General features: G+C 71.6%; 18 protein-coding genes and 1 pseudogene. 9 read left to right on the plus strand and 10 right to left on the minus strand.

Annotation, left to right across the window (positions count from 1 at the left end):
- Window positions 1–21: 21 nt before the first annotated feature.
- Entirely contained in the window at window positions 22–885 is an 864-nt protein-coding gene (locus ACFVYF_RS01060) for an MHYT domain-containing protein (protein ID WP_389448832.1), read from the minus strand.
- A gap of 279 nt (window positions 886–1,164) precedes the next feature.
- On the opposite strand from ACFVYF_RS01060, the gene ACFVYF_RS01065 reads away from it, so the two are divergent.
- Window positions 1,165–2,040, plus strand: a complete 876-nt coding sequence (locus ACFVYF_RS01065; RefSeq protein ID WP_389448835.1) for a glycerophosphodiester phosphodiesterase — start codon at window positions 1,165–1,167, stop codon at window positions 2,038–2,040.
- 92 nt (window positions 2,041–2,132) lie between these two features.
- Window positions 2,133–2,687: a methylated-DNA--[protein]-cysteine S-methyltransferase gene (locus tag ACFVYF_RS01070; protein WP_389448838.1), complete on the plus strand. Its 555-nt coding sequence runs from the start codon at window positions 2,133–2,135 to the stop codon at window positions 2,685–2,687.
- A gap of 145 nt (window positions 2,688–2,832) precedes the next feature.
- On the opposite strand, the gene ACFVYF_RS01075 is transcribed toward ACFVYF_RS01070, so the two are convergent.
- Window positions 2,833–3,195: a cupin domain-containing protein gene (locus tag ACFVYF_RS01075; RefSeq protein WP_389448841.1), complete on the minus strand. Its 363-nt coding sequence runs from the start codon at window positions 3,193–3,195 to the stop codon at window positions 2,833–2,835.
- A 99-nt stretch (window positions 3,196–3,294) separates the two neighbouring features.
- Window positions 3,295–3,393 (minus strand): annotated as a pseudogene (locus ACFVYF_RS01080) (VOC family protein); the annotation flags it as partial.
- Between the two features lie 65 nt (window positions 3,394–3,458).
- Between ACFVYF_RS01080 and ACFVYF_RS01085 the strand changes: the two are divergent.
- A complete protein-coding gene (locus tag ACFVYF_RS01085) occupies window positions 3,459–4,397 on the plus strand; it encodes a pseudouridine-5'-phosphate glycosidase (protein WP_389448844.1) in 939 nt (312 codons plus the stop codon).
- A gap of 92 nt (window positions 4,398–4,489) precedes the next feature.
- The gene (locus tag ACFVYF_RS01090) at window positions 4,490–5,392 is read left to right on the plus strand and encodes a carbohydrate kinase family protein (protein WP_389448847.1); all 903 of its coding nucleotides are present in this window, start codon (window positions 4,490–4,492) and stop codon (window positions 5,390–5,392) included.
- A 229-nt stretch (window positions 5,393–5,621) separates the two neighbouring features.
- On the opposite strand, the gene ACFVYF_RS01095 is transcribed toward ACFVYF_RS01090, so the two are convergent.
- A complete protein-coding gene (locus tag ACFVYF_RS01095; RefSeq protein ID WP_389448850.1) occupies window positions 5,622–6,416 on the minus strand; it encodes a methyltransferase domain-containing protein in 795 nt (264 codons plus the stop codon).
- A 385-nt stretch (window positions 6,417–6,801) separates the two neighbouring features.
- On the opposite strand from ACFVYF_RS01095, the gene ACFVYF_RS01100 reads away from it, so the two are divergent.
- Window positions 6,802–7,929, plus strand: a complete 1,128-nt coding sequence (locus ACFVYF_RS01100) for a magnesium and cobalt transport protein CorA (RefSeq protein WP_389448852.1) — start codon at window positions 6,802–6,804, stop codon at window positions 7,927–7,929.
- A gap of 70 nt (window positions 7,930–7,999) precedes the next feature.
- Here the strand turns inward: ACFVYF_RS01100 and ACFVYF_RS01105 are convergent, their stop codons facing one another.
- From ACFVYF_RS01105 to ACFVYF_RS01120, 4 genes are all read right to left on the minus strand, one after another.
- The gene (locus ACFVYF_RS01105) at window positions 8,000–8,428 is read right to left on the minus strand and encodes a CBS domain-containing protein (protein WP_389448855.1); all 429 of its coding nucleotides are present in this window, start codon (window positions 8,426–8,428) and stop codon (window positions 8,000–8,002) included.
- A 277-nt stretch (window positions 8,429–8,705) separates the two neighbouring features.
- Window positions 8,706–9,119 (minus strand): PPOX class F420-dependent oxidoreductase, encoded by a 414-nt coding sequence (locus ACFVYF_RS01110; RefSeq protein ID WP_389448858.1) that lies wholly within the window; start codon window positions 9,117–9,119, stop codon window positions 8,706–8,708.
- Between the two features lie 59 nt (window positions 9,120–9,178).
- The gene (locus ACFVYF_RS01115; RefSeq protein ID WP_389448861.1) at window positions 9,179–9,820 is read right to left on the minus strand and encodes a uridine kinase; all 642 of its coding nucleotides are present in this window, start codon (window positions 9,818–9,820) and stop codon (window positions 9,179–9,181) included.
- 10 nt (window positions 9,821–9,830) lie between these two features.
- A complete protein-coding gene (locus ACFVYF_RS01120; RefSeq protein ID WP_389448863.1) occupies window positions 9,831–10,154 on the minus strand; it encodes a hypothetical protein in 324 nt (107 codons plus the stop codon).
- A 136-nt stretch (window positions 10,155–10,290) separates the two neighbouring features.
- Between ACFVYF_RS01120 and ACFVYF_RS01125 the strand changes: the two genes are divergently transcribed.
- The 3 genes from ACFVYF_RS01125 (at window position 10,291) to ACFVYF_RS01135 (ending at window position 13,601) form a co-directional block, all read left to right on the plus strand.
- Entirely contained in the window at window positions 10,291–10,983 is a 693-nt protein-coding gene (locus tag ACFVYF_RS01125) for a DUF2293 domain-containing protein (RefSeq protein ID WP_389448866.1), read from the plus strand.
- Window positions 10,984–11,236: 253 nt separating this feature from the next.
- Window positions 11,237–11,716 carry a DUF1772 domain-containing protein gene (locus ACFVYF_RS01130; protein ID WP_389448868.1) on the plus strand — a complete coding sequence of 160 codons (480 nt, stop codon included), beginning with the start codon at window positions 11,237–11,239 and terminating at the stop codon, window positions 11,714–11,716.
- 397 nt (window positions 11,717–12,113) lie between these two features.
- On the plus strand, window positions 12,114–13,601 hold the full coding sequence (locus tag ACFVYF_RS01135) for a glutamate synthase subunit beta (RefSeq protein WP_389448871.1): 1,488 nt from the start codon (window positions 12,114–12,116) through the stop codon (window positions 13,599–13,601).
- A gap of 242 nt (window positions 13,602–13,843) precedes the next feature.
- Here the strand turns inward: ACFVYF_RS01135 and ACFVYF_RS01140 are convergent, their stop codons facing one another.
- Window positions 13,844–14,413 carry a carboxymuconolactone decarboxylase family protein gene (locus ACFVYF_RS01140; protein WP_389450565.1) on the minus strand — a complete coding sequence of 190 codons (570 nt, stop codon included), beginning with the start codon at window positions 14,411–14,413 and terminating at the stop codon, window positions 13,844–13,846.
- A 140-nt stretch (window positions 14,414–14,553) separates the two neighbouring features.
- Between ACFVYF_RS01140 and ACFVYF_RS01145 the strand changes: the two genes are divergently transcribed.
- Complete coding sequence (locus tag ACFVYF_RS01145; RefSeq protein WP_389448874.1) at window positions 14,554–15,972, plus strand: PLP-dependent aminotransferase family protein; 1,419 nt, start codon at window positions 14,554–14,556, stop codon at window positions 15,970–15,972.
- Window positions 15,973–16,076: 104 nt separating this feature from the next.
- Here ACFVYF_RS01145 and ACFVYF_RS01150 read toward each other — a convergent pair whose 3' ends face one another.
- The gene (locus ACFVYF_RS01150) at window positions 16,077–16,880 is read right to left on the minus strand and encodes an SAM-dependent methyltransferase (RefSeq protein WP_389448877.1); all 804 of its coding nucleotides are present in this window, start codon (window positions 16,878–16,880) and stop codon (window positions 16,077–16,079) included.
- Between the last annotated feature and the right edge of the window lie 122 nt (window positions 16,881–17,002).

Consider the following 17,002-nt stretch of genomic DNA (forward strand, 5'->3'; position numbering starts at 1 on the left):
GGCACTGACAACCGGGCCCGATCACCTGTTCTGCGGGGTGCGGGAGCCTCGGTGTCCGGGGCGCCGGGCGGGGCGCCGGGACGGGTGGCGGGGGTGCGGGACAGCGGCGCGGGCCGGCACTCCGGGGCGGGTCTCGGCCGGTGACCAGTCCGGCCTGCCCATCACCATCAGGGGGTCGAACATCACAACGACGCCCGCGAGGCACAGGAAGACCAGCGGGCCGATCATCATGGGCGCGAGCACGGCCGCGGGTGAGTCGCCGGAGGGGGCGCTCGTCGCGCCGTGCAGATGGACGCGGAGGGCGGCCATCCCGGTGTAGTGCATGCCGCTGACGGCGAGTCCCATGATCAGGCTGGCGCCCACGCTCCACAGGAAGCCGCGCACCTGTCCGGCGGCCCACAGGGCGGCGATGGCGGCGACGACCGCGATGACGACCGAGGCGGACACGGTGAAGGTGTTGTACTCGAGCTTCCCGTTGAGGCGCATGCCCGCCATCCCGAGGTAGTGCATCGAGGCGACCCCGAGGCCGGTGAGGGTCCCTCCGGTGAAGAGGGCCGTTCCGGTCGCGCCCCGGTAGCCGACGATGAAGATCCCGACGCCGACCATGACGATGGCGACCCCGAGGCTCGCGAACGTCATCACCTTGTCGTAGTGGAGCGGAGTCTCCTCGACGGTGAACCCCATCATCGCGACGAAGTGCATGGTCCAGATGCCGGAGCCGATCGCCGCCGAGCCGAGCGCGAGCCAGCCCGCGCGCCAGGAGCGGGCCACCAGCATCGATCTGGTGGTGCAGCGCAGACCCAGCGCACCACCCAGGCAGGCCATGAGGTACGCCGCGAGTGGGGTGATGAGGCCGTAGCTGAAGCCGTCGACGGTGCCCTGCATGCGCGACTGCCCTTCCCACCCTGATGTGGCCCGGAATCTCCCTGAACTGCCCCCGCCCCGGGGCCGTGGAACGGCCAGGGTCGAGGCAGAGAGTATGACTGCCACCGGAATGGTCGAACGATTTTCCGGCAAAGAAACACGCCCTTGCCCCAGTTGTGGGGCCCGTGTGCACGGATTTGGACAACTCCATTCAATCGGTGGCCATCCTGTACCCCTCTGCTGTTGACCCTCTGCTGTCACTCTTGTGCTGTCCGTGATCGCTCGACGCGAGGAGTACGTATGCACGCGCGCGTTGCCGCCGCCTCGACCGCCGCGCTTCTCGGGGGCGCCGTCCTGATACTCCCCACCTCCCCGGCCCACTCCGTGACCGGCAGCGGCGGCCCGGTGGTCGTCTCCCACCGCGGCGCCTCCGCGTACGCGCCGGAGAACACCCTGGCCGCCATCGACAAGGCGGACGACATGGGCTTCCGCTGGGTCGAGAACGATGTACAGCGCACCAGGGACGGCGTACTCGTCGTCATCCACGACGACACGCTGACGCGTACGACCAATGTCGAGGAGGTCTATCCCCGCCGGTCCCCCTGGAAGGTCAAGGACTTCACCGCGAAGGAGATCGCCCGCCTGGACGCGGGCAGCTGGTTCGGCCGGCGCTACGCGGGCGCGCACGTGCCGACGCTGGAGCAGTACATGAACCGCGTGTCGCGCAACCACCAGAAGCTCGTCATGGAGATCAAGAACCCCGAGCTGTATCCGGGGATCGAACGCCAGACCCTCAAGCTCCTGAACAACGCGGGCTGGCTGGACGCCGACCACCTCAGGAACCGGCTGATCGTCCAGAGCTTCAGCCCGGCCAGCGTGCGCACGGTCCACAACCTGCGTCCCGGAGTGAAGACCGCTCTCCTGGGCACACCGTCGGTCGCCGACCTGCCGGCGTACGCGGAGTTCACCGACCAGATCAACTCGTCGTACACCTCGATCTCCACCGGTTACGTCGCCGCGATCCATGCCTTCGACGGTCCGCACGGCAAGCCGTTGGAGATCCTCACCTGGACCGTCAACGACACGGCAGCCGCCCGGCGCGTCGCCGGCTACGACGTGGACGGCGTCATCACCAACCGGCCCGACGTGGTGCGAAGGGCCCTCAGCGCGTACTGAGGCCCTCGTCCGGCTCGGCCGGCCCGTGGCGTGGACACCCGAGGATGTCCACGCCACGGGCGTTGTCAGTGCTCCGCCGTACGGTGGATCGCATGGACAGCCACGGGCAGTACGAGGAGCAGGTCGTGTGGACCGTCGTCGGCACGGACATCGGTCCGCTGCTGCTGGCCGCGACACGCGACGGCCTGGTGAACGTCGTGTTCCACGCCACGGACGCGGTGCGTGACAAGGCGCTGGAGCGGCTCGCGTCGCGGCTCGGCGCCGAGCCCGTCGAGGCACCCGGCTCCCCGCTGCTGGCGGAGGCGATACGCCAGGTGACGGCGTACTTCGCGGGTGAACGCCGGGACTTCGAACTGCCGCTGGACTGGTCTCTGATCTCCGGGTTCAACCGTCAGGTGCTGCGCCTGCTCGCCTCCGGTGTCCCGTTCGGGGCGGTCGTCGGCTACGGCGATCTGGCCGGCCGGGTCGGTCAGCCGGGCGCTGCCCAGGCCGTGGGTGTGGCCATGGGGTCGAACCCGCTGCCGGTGGTGGTGCCCTGCCATCGCGTCGTCGAGAGCGACGGCGGCCTCGGAGGGTTCGGGGGCGGCCTGGAGACCAAGCGGAAGCTGCTGGCTCTGGAAGGGGTGCTGCCGGAGCCGCTGTTCTGAGGCGGTGCGTGCGGTGTCCCGGTCGAGCCGGTCAGGTGCCCGCGAAGCCTGGTTGATCCGGGGGTCGGAGGCTCATGCGGTGACCCGGGGTCAGAGGCTTATGTGGTGCCCCCGGGGGTCAGGGGCTCATGTGATGACCCGGGGGTCAGAGGCTGATGTGGTACGCCTTGCGGAGTGTCTCGTGGACCGTCCAGGTCGTGCGGTCGCCCCCGCGCAGGATCGCCGCGTCGCCGGGTCCCACGTCGAGGACGTCGCCGCCCTCGACCTCGACGGTGGCTCGGCCACTGACCACCACGAAGAGTTCGTTGGCCTCCGTGTCGGTCACCACGCCCGGCGTGATCTGCCAGATGCCGCGCAGCTGCTTGCCGTCGGCCGACTCCCACAGCACCTTGCCCGTCACGACCGGCGTGCCGGAGACGATCTGGGCCGGGTCGAGCGGCTCCGGCTCCAGCTCGGCGTCGGGGATGTGCACGGCGAAGGACGGAGTGGCCTGGTTCTTCGTGGTCATGGGCGGCACCCTAGCCGCAGCCCGTACGGCGGGGTTCAGCCGGTCCGCCTGCTCGTCCTCATGCCTGATGCACTACTCGTAGTGCCGCGCTTCGAACGGGGGTTCCAGGCCGACCGCCTTCTCGTAGGAGTCGGCGGCGGAGAGCGGGTCCCGGACCCAGAGGACGACATGGTCGAGACGTGGCGCGTTGTCCGTCATGTGCCCAGGCTGGTGACGTATCGCGGAGCCCGCAAGGGTTTGACCGGACGCGCCGGCCGCCAGGGATGAGGGAAGACCGACAGACAGGAGACAGGCACGTGTTTGTGGTGTCCGAAGAGGTGCGGGAGGCGCTCGGCGCACGCCGGCCGGTGGTGGCCCTGGAGTCGACGATCATCGCGCACGGGCTGCCACGCCCCCGCAATCTGCAGGTGGCGCTGGAGCTCGAGGACGTCGTACGGCAGGAGGGTGCCGTACCCGCGACGATCGCCGTGCTGGACGGGCAGCCCCATGTCGGTCTGGACAAGGAGCAGCTGGAGCGGGTCGCGAACGAGGACGGGATCCGCAAGCTCGGGCACCGTGACCTGCCGCTCGCGGTGGCGGCGGGCGCGAGTGGGGCGACGACCGTGTCGGCCACGGCGCTGCTCGCGGCCCGCGCGGGCGTGCGCGTGTTCGCCACGGGTGGGCTCGGCGGGGTGCACCGCGAGTGGACGCTGACGCAGGACGAGTCGGCCGACCTGGGTCTGCTGGCGCGCACCCGGATCACCATGGTGTGCGCGGGCGTGAAGTCGATCCTTGATGTACCCGCGACCCTGCAACGCCTGGAGACTCTGGGGGTCGCAGTCGCCGGGTACGGCACCGGGCGTTTCCCCGGCTTCTATCTGTCCGACTCGGGCCATCCGGTGGACTGGACGCTGGAGTCGCCGGACCAGGTTGCGGACGTCATGCGCGCACAGGACGCCCTCGACGGCCCGGAGTCGGCACTCATCGTCGCCCACCCCGTTCCCGAGGCGGAGCAGCTCGATCCCGCGCTTCACGCGCGCGTGCTCGCCGACGCGCTGTACGCGGCCGAGGCGGAAGGGGTGACCGGGCAGGCGGTGACGCCGTTCCTGCTCGACTATCTGGTGCGGCACACCGACGGTGCCTCGCTGAGCGCCAATCTGGCCGCGGTACGGGGCAATGTCCGGCTCGCGGGACGGATCGCGGCGGCCTGGGCGGGGGCGTGACGTCGCCCGACCGCGCGGATGCCGATCGGGCACGCCACGAGGCGGACGCGCGCGGGACCGTTTCCGAAGGTGCCGGGGCTCGTACAGCCTCGGTGTCCGGGGCGCTGCTGGTAGTCGGTGACATCGTGACGGACGTCGTCGCCCGGCACCGCGGTCCCCTCGCGTCGGGCACCGACACGGCCGCCGCCGTCCGGACCCTGCCGGGCGGCGCGGGCGCCAATGTGGCTTGCTGGGCGGCCCACTGGGGCTGCGAGGACGTACGGCTGCTCGGGCGCGTGGGCGCGGACGCGGCCGCGTGGCACGAGCGGGAGCTGATCGCCTCCGGTGTACGGCCGCGTCTCGTCGTCGATCAGGAGGCGCCCACGGGGACCGTGATCTGCCTGGTGGACACGGGTGCCGCGGCCGAGCGCACGTTCCTCACGGACAGCGGCGCGTCGCTGCGGCTCGCGCCGGACGACTGGTCGCCCTCACTGCTGGACGGGGTCGCCCGGGTGCACCTGTCCGGCTATCTGCTCTTCTCCGCACCGAGCCGTGCGCTGGTGGCGGTCGTCCTGGAATCGGCACGCGCGCGTGGCGTGCCGGTGAGCCTGGATCCGGCGTCGGCGGGGTTCCTCACGGAGCTGGGCGTGGACCGCTTTCTCGCGCTCGCCGAGGGGGTCGACGTACTGCTGCCCAGTCGCGACGAGGCGTGCCTGCTGACCGGGCTGCCCGATCCGGTGGACGCGGCAGCCAAGTTGAGCCGCCACGTCCCCTTGGTGGTCGCCAAGCAGGGCGGCGACGGAGCCCTCGTCGCACGGGCCGGCGAGGTCCAGGCCCGTGTCCCCGCGGTGCCCGCCACACCGAGGGACACGACCGGCGCCGGTGACGCCTTCACTGGAGCGTTCCTCGCCGCCGTGCTCGCGGGCGCGGAGCCGGAGGACGCGGCTGTGCAGGGGTGCCGGGCGGGAGCGCGGGCGGTGGAACGGGTGGGCGGGCGGCCGCCGACGGCGTCCTGACAGAGGCGGCCGGACGGCAGGACGGCCTCTACGGAGCGCGGTGCGACGGGTTCTGTTCCGGGACGGAGTCAGTCCGGGGCCGCGGGAACGGCGGAAGGGTGCGGGGCTTCTTCGGACGGCGGGCAGGTGCGGAGCCGCTCTTCTGGCGGCCGGCGGCACCCTTCGGGCAGTGGTGGGCGTGCGGGGCCTCTCCGGACATCAGCCGGCGCGAGGCCCCGCCCGGTCTCCACTACGCCTTGCGCCCCCAGGCCGAGACCATCGGAGCCGTGGCCAGGTCCATGGTGCCGGCGGCCACGTTGGCCAGGTGGCGGTCGATGTCCTGGTCCGTGGCGCGGCCCGCGGCGACGAGCTCATCGCGGATCTGACGGGCCGTCGCCGTCTCCAGTGCGGCACACGCGGCCGAGGAGACGGGGAAGTAGGCGTCGGCCTCCACGCGGCGCAGGCCCGCCTCGCGGAGCAGGCGCGGGAGCGTGCGGCCGTACGACAGATCCGCGCCGCGCTCGGTGAGCAGGTGGCGGTAGCCCTTGCGCAGGCGGTTCGCCAGTTGCTGCTCGGGGCCGTGCTCGTCGGGGCACAGGTGCGGCTGGAGCGAGAGGTCGGCGTCCTCGACGAGGAGCCGGCCGCCGGGCCGCAGGGCCCTGACCATCGAGCGCAACGCCCGTTCCCGGTCCGGGACTTGAGCCAGCACGAGCCGCGCGTGCACCAGGTCGAAGCCGTCCCCCGGCGGCTCCTCCGCAGCCACGTCGTGGACCCGGACCTCGACCGGCGGACGCGCGACCGAGGCCACCCACGAGGTGTCGATGTCGGTGGCGAGGACCCGCCCGGTCGGGCCGACCTTCTTGGCCAGCCACGACACCACCGAGGTGCCGCCGGCACCGACCTCCCAGCAGCGCCAGCCGGACCCGATGCCGAAACGCTCGATGTGCCGGAAGGTCGTGGGGTCGAAGAGAGGGGCGAAGGCGTCGAAGCGCTGCCTCGCCTCGGCCTGCCGGTTGTCGAGTAGATACCCGTCGGTTCGCGTCATGGGGGAATCATCCCAGTTGTCTGGCTTGTCGGGCTTGGTTGACGCACCAGATCCGAGGTGCGCCCCCGCACCGGATCCGAGGCGTGCTCCCGCAACGCATCCGAGGCGCACCCTTCCGCATCGGACCGACCGGGCGCCGATGGCGTCAGGCCCCCTCCGCCGCTCTCCGCCGCTCTCCGCCGCTCTCCGCCGCTCTCCGGCATGGCACGAGCCGGCCGTACGACTCGGGTGCGCCAGCCGGACGTACGACTCGGTCCCGCCAGCCGGTTGCGCGGAGCGGAGGATTCCGTTCCCCCAGGCTTTCCCGACGTCCGATTCATGCTGGCAGACTGGCCGCGGCAAGGCGCAATGCGCGGCGCGAAGGGATCCACGCGAGGAGATCCGGATGTCCATGGCAGGGAATCTGCGGAAGGTCACAGGCCTCGGCAAAGTCGGCGGCCTCCGCACTGTGGCGCGGCTGACCCGACGGCGCCCCCGCGTCGACCTGAGTCACCCCGCCCGGTCCCCGCTGGGTTCGGCGGTGGTCAACTGCGTGACCTACAAGGACGGCGCCAGAGTTCCCGGCGGCAGTGATCTGGTCGACGCCGTGGAGCAAGTGCGCAAGCGCGACGACGGCTTCGTCTGGCTGGGACTGCACGAGCCGACGGACCAGGAGTTCGCCGGCATCGCCGAGCTCTTCGACCTGCACCCGCTGGCGGTCGAGGACGCGGTGCACGCCCACCAGCGCCCGAAGCTGGAGCGCTACGGCGAAACGCTGTTCGCGGTGTTCAAGACGGTCTGCTACGTCGAGCACCAGGAACTCACGGCGACCAGCGAGGTGGTGGACACCGGCGAGGTCATGGTGTTCGTCGGCCGCGACTTCGTGATCACGGTGCGGCACGGACGGCATGGGTCGCTGGGTCCGCTACGGGAGGAACTCGAGGCCGACCCCAGGCAGCTGGCCAAGGGACCGGCCGCGGTGCTGCACGCGCTCGCGGACCACGTGGTCGACGACTACCTCAGCGTCACCGACGCCGTGCAGGAGGACATCGACCAGGTCGAGACCGACGTCTTCGCGGAGAACGGCGCGCGTGCCGATCCGGGGCGCATCTATCAGCTCAAGCGTGAACTCCTGGAGCTGAAGCGGGCCGTGGTCCCGCTCGCCCGACCGCTGCTGGATCTGGCCACCCGGCCGATCCGGGTGGTCGACCCGGAGATACAGGCCTACTTCCGGGACGTCTCCGACCACCTGCTGAGGGTCACGGAGCAGATAGCCGCGTTCGACGAACTGCTGAACTCGATTCTGCAGGCGCACCTCGCGCAGGTGACAGTCGCGCAGAACGAGGACATGCGGAAGATCACGGCCTGGGCGGCGGTCATCGCGGTGCCGACGATGGTCTGCGGGGTGTACGGGATGAACTTCGACCACATGCCGGAGCTGCACTGGCGTTACGGGTACGGCCTGGTCGCAGGCCTGACCAGCGTGGCGTGTCTGATCCTCTACCGGGGCTTCCGGCGCCACGGCTGGCTGTGAGACGCGCGGACACCCACGTCCCAAGGAGAGAAGGCCGTGGGCGCGGGTGTTCGCGGGTCCGTCGCCGACGTCAGCGCGTCGCGCTCTTCGCGTAGACGCTCTCGACCCAGGCGGCGAGCTGGTCGTCCGTCAGATGCTGGGCCAGGTCGGCCTCGCTGATCATGCCGACCAGCCGCTTGTTCTCGATCACGGGGAGCCGGCGGATCTGGTGCCCCTGCATCTCGTGGAGCACCTCGCTGACATCGGCGTCGGCCTCGATCCAGCGCGGTGTGCCCTGGGCCATGTCACCGGCCGTGATCCGTGCCGGGTCGTGTCCCATGGCCACACAGCCGATGACGATGTCGCGGTCCGTGAGGATGCCGCAGAGCCGTTCGTTCTCGTCGCTGATGGGCAGCGCGCCGACATTGAGTTCGCGCATCAGCTGGGCCGCACGGTCCAGGGTCTCGTGGGCGGGGATCCACTGGGCGCCACGATGCATGATGTCTCCGGCGGTGGTCATGAAATACCTCCCGGTGCCGGACGGCCGGCGCGACGCAGGAAGGCACCGCTAGTCCCGGCGCCCTTCATTCTCGCCGCGCCCCCGGCGATGCGCACCCTGAAGTCCAGAGGCACGGGTTGTGACCCCCGTGCCGCAGGGGCTCGGACCGAGAACCCGCAGGGGCTCAGGCCACGAACCGTTAGGGGCTCGGACCGAGAACCCGCAGGGGCTCAGGCCACGAACCGTTAGGGGCTCAGGCCAAGGGCCCGCAGGAGCGCAAGCCAAGAAGCCGCAGGGCTCAGGCCGAAAAGCCGACGATCTTCTGCGGGACGACACGGATGATCACGCGGACCTCCTCGTCCTTCTCCGCCGGCGGGTCGATGCCGAGGTACTTGTGCGAGAGCTCGTGCGGGAGGCGCTTTTTCTCGTCGGGGAGGATCTCGGCAGTGCCTCGGATCTCCACCGAGGTGTAGGGGTTGGCGAGTTCGAACACCGAGAGGCTGACTCGGGGATCGCGTTGAAGGTTGCGCACCTTCTGGCGGCCCGCGGTCGAGGAGAACAGCACCGAGTCACCCTCGCGTTTGATCCAGACCACCGAGTTGTGAGGAGTACCGCCGGGGCCGAGGGTGGCGACGCTGGCGAAGTTCTTGCCGTCGAGGAGGGCGCGGACCGAGTCGCTGAAGGAGACCGGATTACCGGAAGGAAGCGTCATGAGCTCAGACTAACTCCATGCACGTGCATAGAAAGCTCTTTTGGGTTCGCTGCTCGCGATCAGCCGTTCCACGCCGGGTGACGCGGATCGTCGGCGCGCACCAGCACGTCGGCAGTGGCGCCCGGTTCCACCTCGGCCTCGTAGCGCTCGAAGGCGGGGAGGTTCCAGTGGTCGCCCTCGGGGGTGCGGCGGCGAAGGGCGCCCGGGGAGAGGAGGACGTGCACCGTCAGATCGAAGGGGAACCAATGACGCAACAGGAGGGGGCCGTGCAGCAACAGCAGTCCGCCGGGCGGGAGTTGGACGTAGGGGCTGCGGGTGGCGCGGTCGGTGGCCGGGTCCCAGAGGTCGGGCAGGACGCGGCCATTGCCGCCGGGTTCGAGTGGACCGAAGACCTCGCGCCACAGGGCTCCGGTGTCGAACCAGCCGTCGTAGTACGCCTCCACGTCCTCGTGCCCGTACTCGAACCGGAGCGAGGCGGGACGCAGGAATCCCTCCGTGCCGACGACCAGCGAGGACCGGCCGCGGACGCGCAACGCCTCGGACACGCGGTGCGCGAGGTCGCCGGGGCGGGCGGCCGGCGCCCCGTCGAAGGCGACGCGCGGCCAGGGACTCCCGTCGTCCGGCTTCAGGTCGAGCAGCCGCTCGGCGAGCAGGTCGCCGAGTCGTTCCCAGGTGATCGCTTCGAGTCGCACAGAGCCCATGATGCCGCGCTCACGACGCGAGCTCGTGGGCACGGCGAGCGGCGAGGAGGCGCGGCAGATGCTCGGCGCCGTTCGCGCTGGCGCACGCGGCGGGGCTGCGGCGATTGCGGGAGGCGACGGAGCAAGGGGGCGAGGTCGGGGCGGGGGTGGACTGGGTGATGCTCACGCCGCCCGCCCGGCTGGAGGTCGACTCCCCGCGTACCGGGCGGTACCGGCTCGGCGGGGAGCGTGCGCCCGGCGCGGGTGCGTGGCTGTCGTACGCGGACCGTGCGGTGGCGGTGCTCGACGAGATCGAGACGCCGACGCTGCACCGTACGCGGGTGTCGGTGTTCAATTCCGCCGCCCCCGGAGGCTTTTGCAGTGGTTCACGGAGGAGGCCCGGTCCCGGGGCAGGTGAACTACTCACGCACGGCAACGACACGCGTCGGTGACGTGCTTCCGGGGGCGGTCGGTCGGGGAATGAACCGCGCATGGCACGGATCGCAGCTCCCCCGCCCCGCACCGGGCTTCTCGTCATTCAGCCGCTCAAGAAGCGGCACTGTGCCGCGTGCCGGAGCGGGCCGCTCGCGCTGTTGGTGCTGGAGGAGGGGACACAGCGGTGTCTGGACTGTGCCGACCTCGGGCACCTGGTGTTCCTGCCGCGAGGGGACACCGCGCTGACGCGGAGGGCGCGGGAGGCTAGCGCGCTGTCGGCGGTGGTGGTGCGGTTCAACCGGAGACGGGCGCGGTACGAGCGGCAGGGCGTCCTCGTCGAGGAGTCGGCGCTGGCTCTGGCCGAGGGGCGGTGCCTGGCGGACGCGGAGGCCCGGCGGCGGCGCCGGACGCGGGACGCGCGGCGGCGGGCGGCGGAGGATGTGCGCTTCACGGAGGTGTTCGCCGAGGAGATCCGGCGGCTGTTTCCCGGCTGCCCGGCGGGGCGGGCCGGCGCGATCGCCGCGCATGCCTCGGTCCGCGGGAGCGGGCGGGTCGGGCGCAGCGCGGCGGGCCGTGCCCTGTCCGAGTCCGCGGTGACCTCGGCGGTCCGTGCATCCGTACGGCATACGGAGACGCCGTACGACCAGCTGCTGATGAGTGGCGTGCCGCGGCAGGAGGCCCGGCGCCGGATCGCGGCCGCGGTGGAGGCCACGCTGAGCGGATGGCGCGCCGGTCAGGCGACTGGGTGAGACGGAATAAGAAGGGGCGGGACGGGGTGGGACGGAATGAGAAGGGGCGGGCGGGGTGAGAAGGGGTGGGGCGGGGTGACCGGGGCCGTCGAGGGTGCGTCGGGCCGGCGGTCGGGTGAGGGCGCGGGGCAAGACGCTCGCGTATGCGTCCGCGCAGTTCGGCCATGGTCGCGGAGATCGCATGGGTATTGAGTTGAGGTGACGGTCGGGGGCCGTGCAGGATCTTGGATTTCGGGCGGACGCGGGAGTGGACATGATTGATGGGCCGTACTTCGTGCTGACGGTGCTGGGCGTGCTCGGTACCGGGCTGGTGGCCGGTGTCTTCTGCGGCTTCTCGACGTTCGTCATGAAGGGGATCGCCGCGCTGCCGCCGGCGCAGGGCGTGGCGGCGATGCAAGCGATCAATGTGGCCGCGCTGACCCCGGCCTTCATGGCGGTGTTCGTCGGTACGGCCGTGCTGTGCGCGGTGCTGGCGGTGGTGACGTTCGTGTTGTGGCCGGACGACGGCACGGTGGAACTGCTGCTGGGCAGCGCGCTGTATCTCTTCGGCACGTTCGGGGTGACGGCCGCCGCGAATGTCCCGCGCAACGAGAAGCTCGCCGGGATGGAGCCCGGCGCCCCGGAGGCCACCGCGTACTGGAGCAGATACGTGGGCGAGTGGTCGATGTGGAACCACGTCCGCACGGTCGCGTCGGCCGCAGCGACGGTGTCGTACGTGCTCGCCCTCACCTGAGCCCGGGCCGGCCCCGGTACGCGTCGGAGGAGTCGGAGGAGTGAGCCGAGCCCCGGAACGGGGGCGGACCGGACGGACCGGAACCGGGCGCGGGAACACACCACAGGACACGGCCCCACCCACCGGGAACCGGAAGACCAGAACCCGGCGCGGAAACACACCACAGGACACGGCCCCACCCACCGGGAACCGGGAACCGGAAGACCGGAACCCGGCGCTGGACGCATCGGAGGACCAACCCCCCGGCACCAGAAACGCACCGCCGCGACCAGTGTCGCGAGCACCCGGGCCGGGCGGGGCAACCGGGCGGCGGAAGCCGAGCGGCGCGCGGAAGGGCGAGGCCGTATCGTGGCCGAAAGAGCATTCGACCCCGTACGCGTACGCAAGGGAGACGGCCATGGCCGATCCCAAGGGTTTCCTCACCACTCCGCGCGAAGAATGGCCCCGCAGGCCCGTCGAGGAACGGGTGCGGGACTGGGACGAGGTGTACGTCCCCGGGGCCCTGCTGCCGATCATCAGCAGGCAGGCCGACCGCTGCATGGACTGCGGGGTCCCCTTCTGCCACGAGGCCTGCCCGCTGGGCAATCTGATCCCGGAGTGGAACGACCTCGTCTCACGGGACGACTGGCGGGCGGCGAGCGACCGGCTGCACGCGACGAACAACTTCCCCGAGTTCACCGGGCGGTTGTGTCCGGCGCCGTGCGAGGCGGGATGCGTGCTCGCCATCAACCAGCCCGCGGTCACCATCAAGAACGTCGAGGTGGCCATCGCCGACCGGGCCTGGGAGGACGGTTTCACGCCACCGCGTCCGCCGGACCGGCTCTCCGGGCGGACGGTCGCCGTGATCGGCTCCGGGCCCACCGGGCTCGCCGCGGCCCAGCAGTTGACGCGGGCCGGGCACACCGTCGCCGTGTACGAGCGGGCCGACCGGATCGGCGGCCTGCTGCGGTACGGCATCCCGGCCTTCAAGATGGAGAAGCGGCACCTGGACCGGCGGCTCGGACAGATGCGGGCGGAGGGCACCAAGTTCCGTACGTCGGTGGCGGTCGGGCGGGACGTCGGTGCCGCGGAGCTGCGGGCGCGCTACGACGCGGTCATCCTCGCCGTAGGCGCCACGGCCTGGCGAGAACTTCCCGTACCAGGACGGGAGTTGGACGGAATCCATCAGGCGATGGAGTATCTCCCGCTGGCCGACCGGGTCTGCGAAGGGGATCTCGAGGTCTCTCCGCTGTCCGCCGCCGGCAGGCATGTCGTGATCATCGGCGGCGGCGACACGGGCGCGGACTGCCTGGGCACGGCCGTGCGCGAGGGCGCCGCGTCCGTGACGCAGCTGGACATCTACGCGCAGCCGGGGGCGGATCGCGACGAGGATCTCGAGCCCTGGCCGACGTACCCGAAGATCTACCGCCTCTCGGCCGCGCACCAGGAGGCCGGGGAACTGGAGACGGCGCCCGCCGCGCACGCGGACGCCCGGCTGTTCGCGGCGTCCACGCTCCGCTTCACCGGGGACGGGGAGGGACATGTGCGCGCGTTGCACCTGGTCGACGTGGACGCGGGGCGCCGCCCGGTCCCCGGTTCCGGGCGGGACCTCCCCGCCGACCTCGTGCTGCTCGCCCTCGGCTTCTCGGGCCCCGACCGGCACGACGGTCTGCTCGACCAGCTCGGGGTCACCCTCGACTCGCGCGGCACGATCACCCGTAACGCGGACTTCGCCACCAGCGCCCCCGGAGTCTTCGTCGCCGGCGACGCCGCGCGCGGCCAGTCCCTCATCGTCTGGGCCATCGCCGAGGGCCGGGCGGTGGCGTCGGCGGTCGACCGCCATCTGACCGGCGCCTCGCAACTGCCCGCCCCGATCGGGCCGTACGACCGCCCGATGAAGGCGTAGCGCGGTGACGGCGCAGCGCGGTGACGGCGCAGCGCGGTGACGGCGCAGCGCGGTGACGGCGCAGCGCGGTGAAGACGTAGCGCGGTGAAGACGTAGCGCGGTGACGGCGCAGCGCGGTGACGGCGCAGCGCGGTGAAGACGTAGCGCGGTGAAGACGTTGGCGGTCGCGGAGTAGGCGGTGACGGACTGGGCGGGCACGGACACGCGCAGCCGCCCGAGCCCCGGGCTTCCGCCGGCGGCCGTCAGACGCGCGTGTCCGTGCCCGCCACCTTGGCCGTCGACAGAGCGACCCGGTTCCAGGTGTTGATCGTGAAGATCAGGGCGAGGACGTGGGCCAGTTCCTGGTCGCCGAAGTGGGCGGCGGCCTCCGCGTAGACGTCGTCCGGGACGCCACCGCCGGCGACCAGGGTGACGGCTTCCGTGAGGGCGAGCGCTGCCTGCTCCTTCGGCGCGAAGAAGTGCCGGGCCTCGCGCCACACGGCGACCATGTGCAGCCGGTCCTCGCTCTCGCCGGCCTTGCGCGCGTCGTTGGTGTGCATGTGCAGGCAGTAGGCGCAGTGGTTGAGGTGCGAGGCACGGATCTGGATCAGTTCGACGAGGGCCGGGTCCAGCCCCTCGCGGGCCGCCGCGTCGAAGCCGATGAGCGCGCGGAAGGCCTTGGGCGCGGCCTTGGCGAAGTCGAGCCGGGGAGTCCCCGGCGCGCCCGCGCCCCCGCCCGCGCCCCCGCCCGCGATCACGGCCCCTGCCGTGTGGGCCGCCGCGTTCGCCGTGTTCATCGCGTCCGCCGTGTTCATCGCGTCCGCCGTGTTCATCGCGTCCGCCGTGTTCATCGCGTCCGCCGTGTTCATCGCGTCCGCCGTGTTCATCGCGTCCGTCCCCTTCATCGTGTTCGTGTTCGTCGTCATGACCATGAATCTACGGCCCGGAAAGACCCCCTGTAGGGTGCATTTCCATGGCGGAATCGTGGGTCAATTCGGCGGAGCGGATCGGTGCCGATCTGCACTTGGAGATGGCCGGGGCGGGTCCTCGCCGGGCGGAGCTGATCCGCGCGCTGCGGGAGGCCGTACGCTCGGGGCGGCTCGCGCCGGGAACACGGCTGCCGCCGTACCGCTCGCTCGCCGCCGACCTCGGGGTCGCCCGCAACACGGTCGCCGACGCGTACGCCGAACTCGTCGCCGAGGGCTGGCTCACCGCCCGCCAGGGCTCGGGCACCCGGGTCGCCGAGCGTGCCGAGCCGTTGGGCGCCCGGGCGCGCGTACCGAAGAAGGCACCGCCACGCGCGCGTGGACCGCGGCACGATCTGCGGCAGGGGACTCCGGACGCGTCGTCGTTCCCGCGCGCCGCCTGGCTGGCCTCGTACCGGCGGGCGCTCCAGCAGGCCCCCAACGAGGCCTTCGGGCCGGGCGATCCGGCCGGCCGGATCGAGCTGCGCCGCGCACTCACCGAATACCTGGCACGCGCGCGGGGCGTACGCACCGAGCCGGAACGGATCGTGGTCTGCTCGGGCTTCGCGCACGCGCTGCGGCTGCTGTTCGCGGGGACCGGCGGGGTGCTGCGCGGGCCGCTGGCCGTCGAGTCGTACGGCCTCGGCTTCCATCGCGAGCTGCTGGCCGCCGCGTCCGTACGGACCGTGCCGCTGCCCCTCGACGGAGACGGCGCCCTGGTCGGCGAGTTGGGCAGGGAACGGGCCGTCCTGCTCACGCCCGCGCACCAGTTCCCCACCGGCGGTCCGCTGCACCCCTCGCGGCGCGCGGCCGCGGTCGACTGGGCACGCGCGCGAGGCGGGGTGATTCTGGAGGACGACTACGACGGGGAGTTCCGTTACGACCGCAAGCCCGTCGGCGCCGTACAGGGGCTCGACCCGGAGCGGGTCATCCACATCGGTTCCGTCAGCAAGAGCCTGTCACCGGCGCTGCGGCTGGGGTGGATGGTCCTTCCGGAGCGGTATGTCGACGGGGTCCTCGCGGTCAAGGGCGAGCGGGAGGCGTGGGCGAGCGTGCTGGACCAGCTGACGCTCGCGGACTTCATCGTCTCCGGGTCGTACGACCGCCATGTGCGGCGTATGCGGCAGCGGTACCGGGTGCGGCGCGACCGGCTCGTCGCCGCGCTCGCCACGCACGCGCCGCATGTCGAGGTCACCGGGATCGCCGCCGGGCTGCACGCGGTACTGCGCCTGCCGCCGGGCACCGAACAGTCCGTGGTCAAGGCGGCCGTCTGGCAGGGGGTCGCCCTGGACGGACTCGCCGAGTTCCGCCATCCGGCGGCGACGATGTCCGCGCCGGACGGCATCGTCGTGGGGTACGCGACACCCGCGGAGCACGCGTACGGGGCGGCGCTGGACGCGCTGTGCGGGGCGCTGCCGCCGAGGTGAGCACGACGTCCCCGGACAACTCCCGCCAGGGTGAGTGCGACGCCCTCAGACACCTGCCACCGCGGTGAACACGACGCCCTCAGACAACCCCTACCCCTTACCCCTTACCCCTTGCGCCCCACCCCCGCGTACCCCGGCACCGGCTCATCGCCCTCGAGCTGGATGACCTCGCCGAGCTCCGGTTTCCAGTCGGCGACCAACGCGACGCCGGGCTCGACGAGTTCGAGTCCGTCGAAGAACCGCGCGATCTCCGCACGGCCGCGCAGCGCCATGGTCAGCCCGCGCCTGCGGTACATCTCGGTGGCCGTCGCCGCCTTCTCCGTGTCGAAGTCGTCCGAGGCGTGGGACAGCATCAGGTAGCTGCCGGAGGGCAGTTCGGCGAGAAAGCGCTCCACGAGTTCGTACGCGCCGTCCTCGTCGGCGACGAAGTGCAGCAGCGCGACGAGGGAAAGGGCCACGGGCTTGCCGAAGTCCAGGATCTTCGCGGCCTGTTCGAGGATCCTGGCCGGGTCCCGCACATCGGCTTGGAGATACTCGGTGACCCCGTCGGGCGTGCTGCGCAGCAGTGCCTCGGCGTGGGCCAGCACGATGGGGTCGTTGTCGCAGTAGACAACGCGTGCGTCGGGTGCGACCCGCTGGGCGACCTGGTGCAGATTGGGCTCGGTCGGTATGCCGGTGCCGATGTCGAGGAACTGCCGTACGCCGTTGATCGCCAGCCAGCGGGTGGCGCGGTGCATGAAGGCGCGGTTGACCTGCGCCATCACCGGCACCCGCGGCTCCAGCGCGAGGAGTTGCCGGCCCATCTCCTCGTCGACCGGGTAGTTGTCCTTGCCGCCGAGGAACCAGTCGTACATCCGCGCGGGATGCGGTCTGCTCGTATCGATCTCGCTGGGGGGCTGCCCGGTCATGGCGATCTCCGTAGGTCCGCGCGTCGGCAGATGATCAGTCGGCACCCAGGCTAGGAAGTCGAGAGGGAAAAGAAGAGAGCCCCGCGCCCGTGACCGACTGGTTCAAGACACCCGGCGGCTCC

Origin of the sequence: Streptomyces sp. NPDC058274 (assembly GCF_042881375.1) — a bacterium.
Classification (GTDB): Bacteria; Actinomycetota; Actinomycetes; order Streptomycetales; family Streptomycetaceae; genus Streptomyces.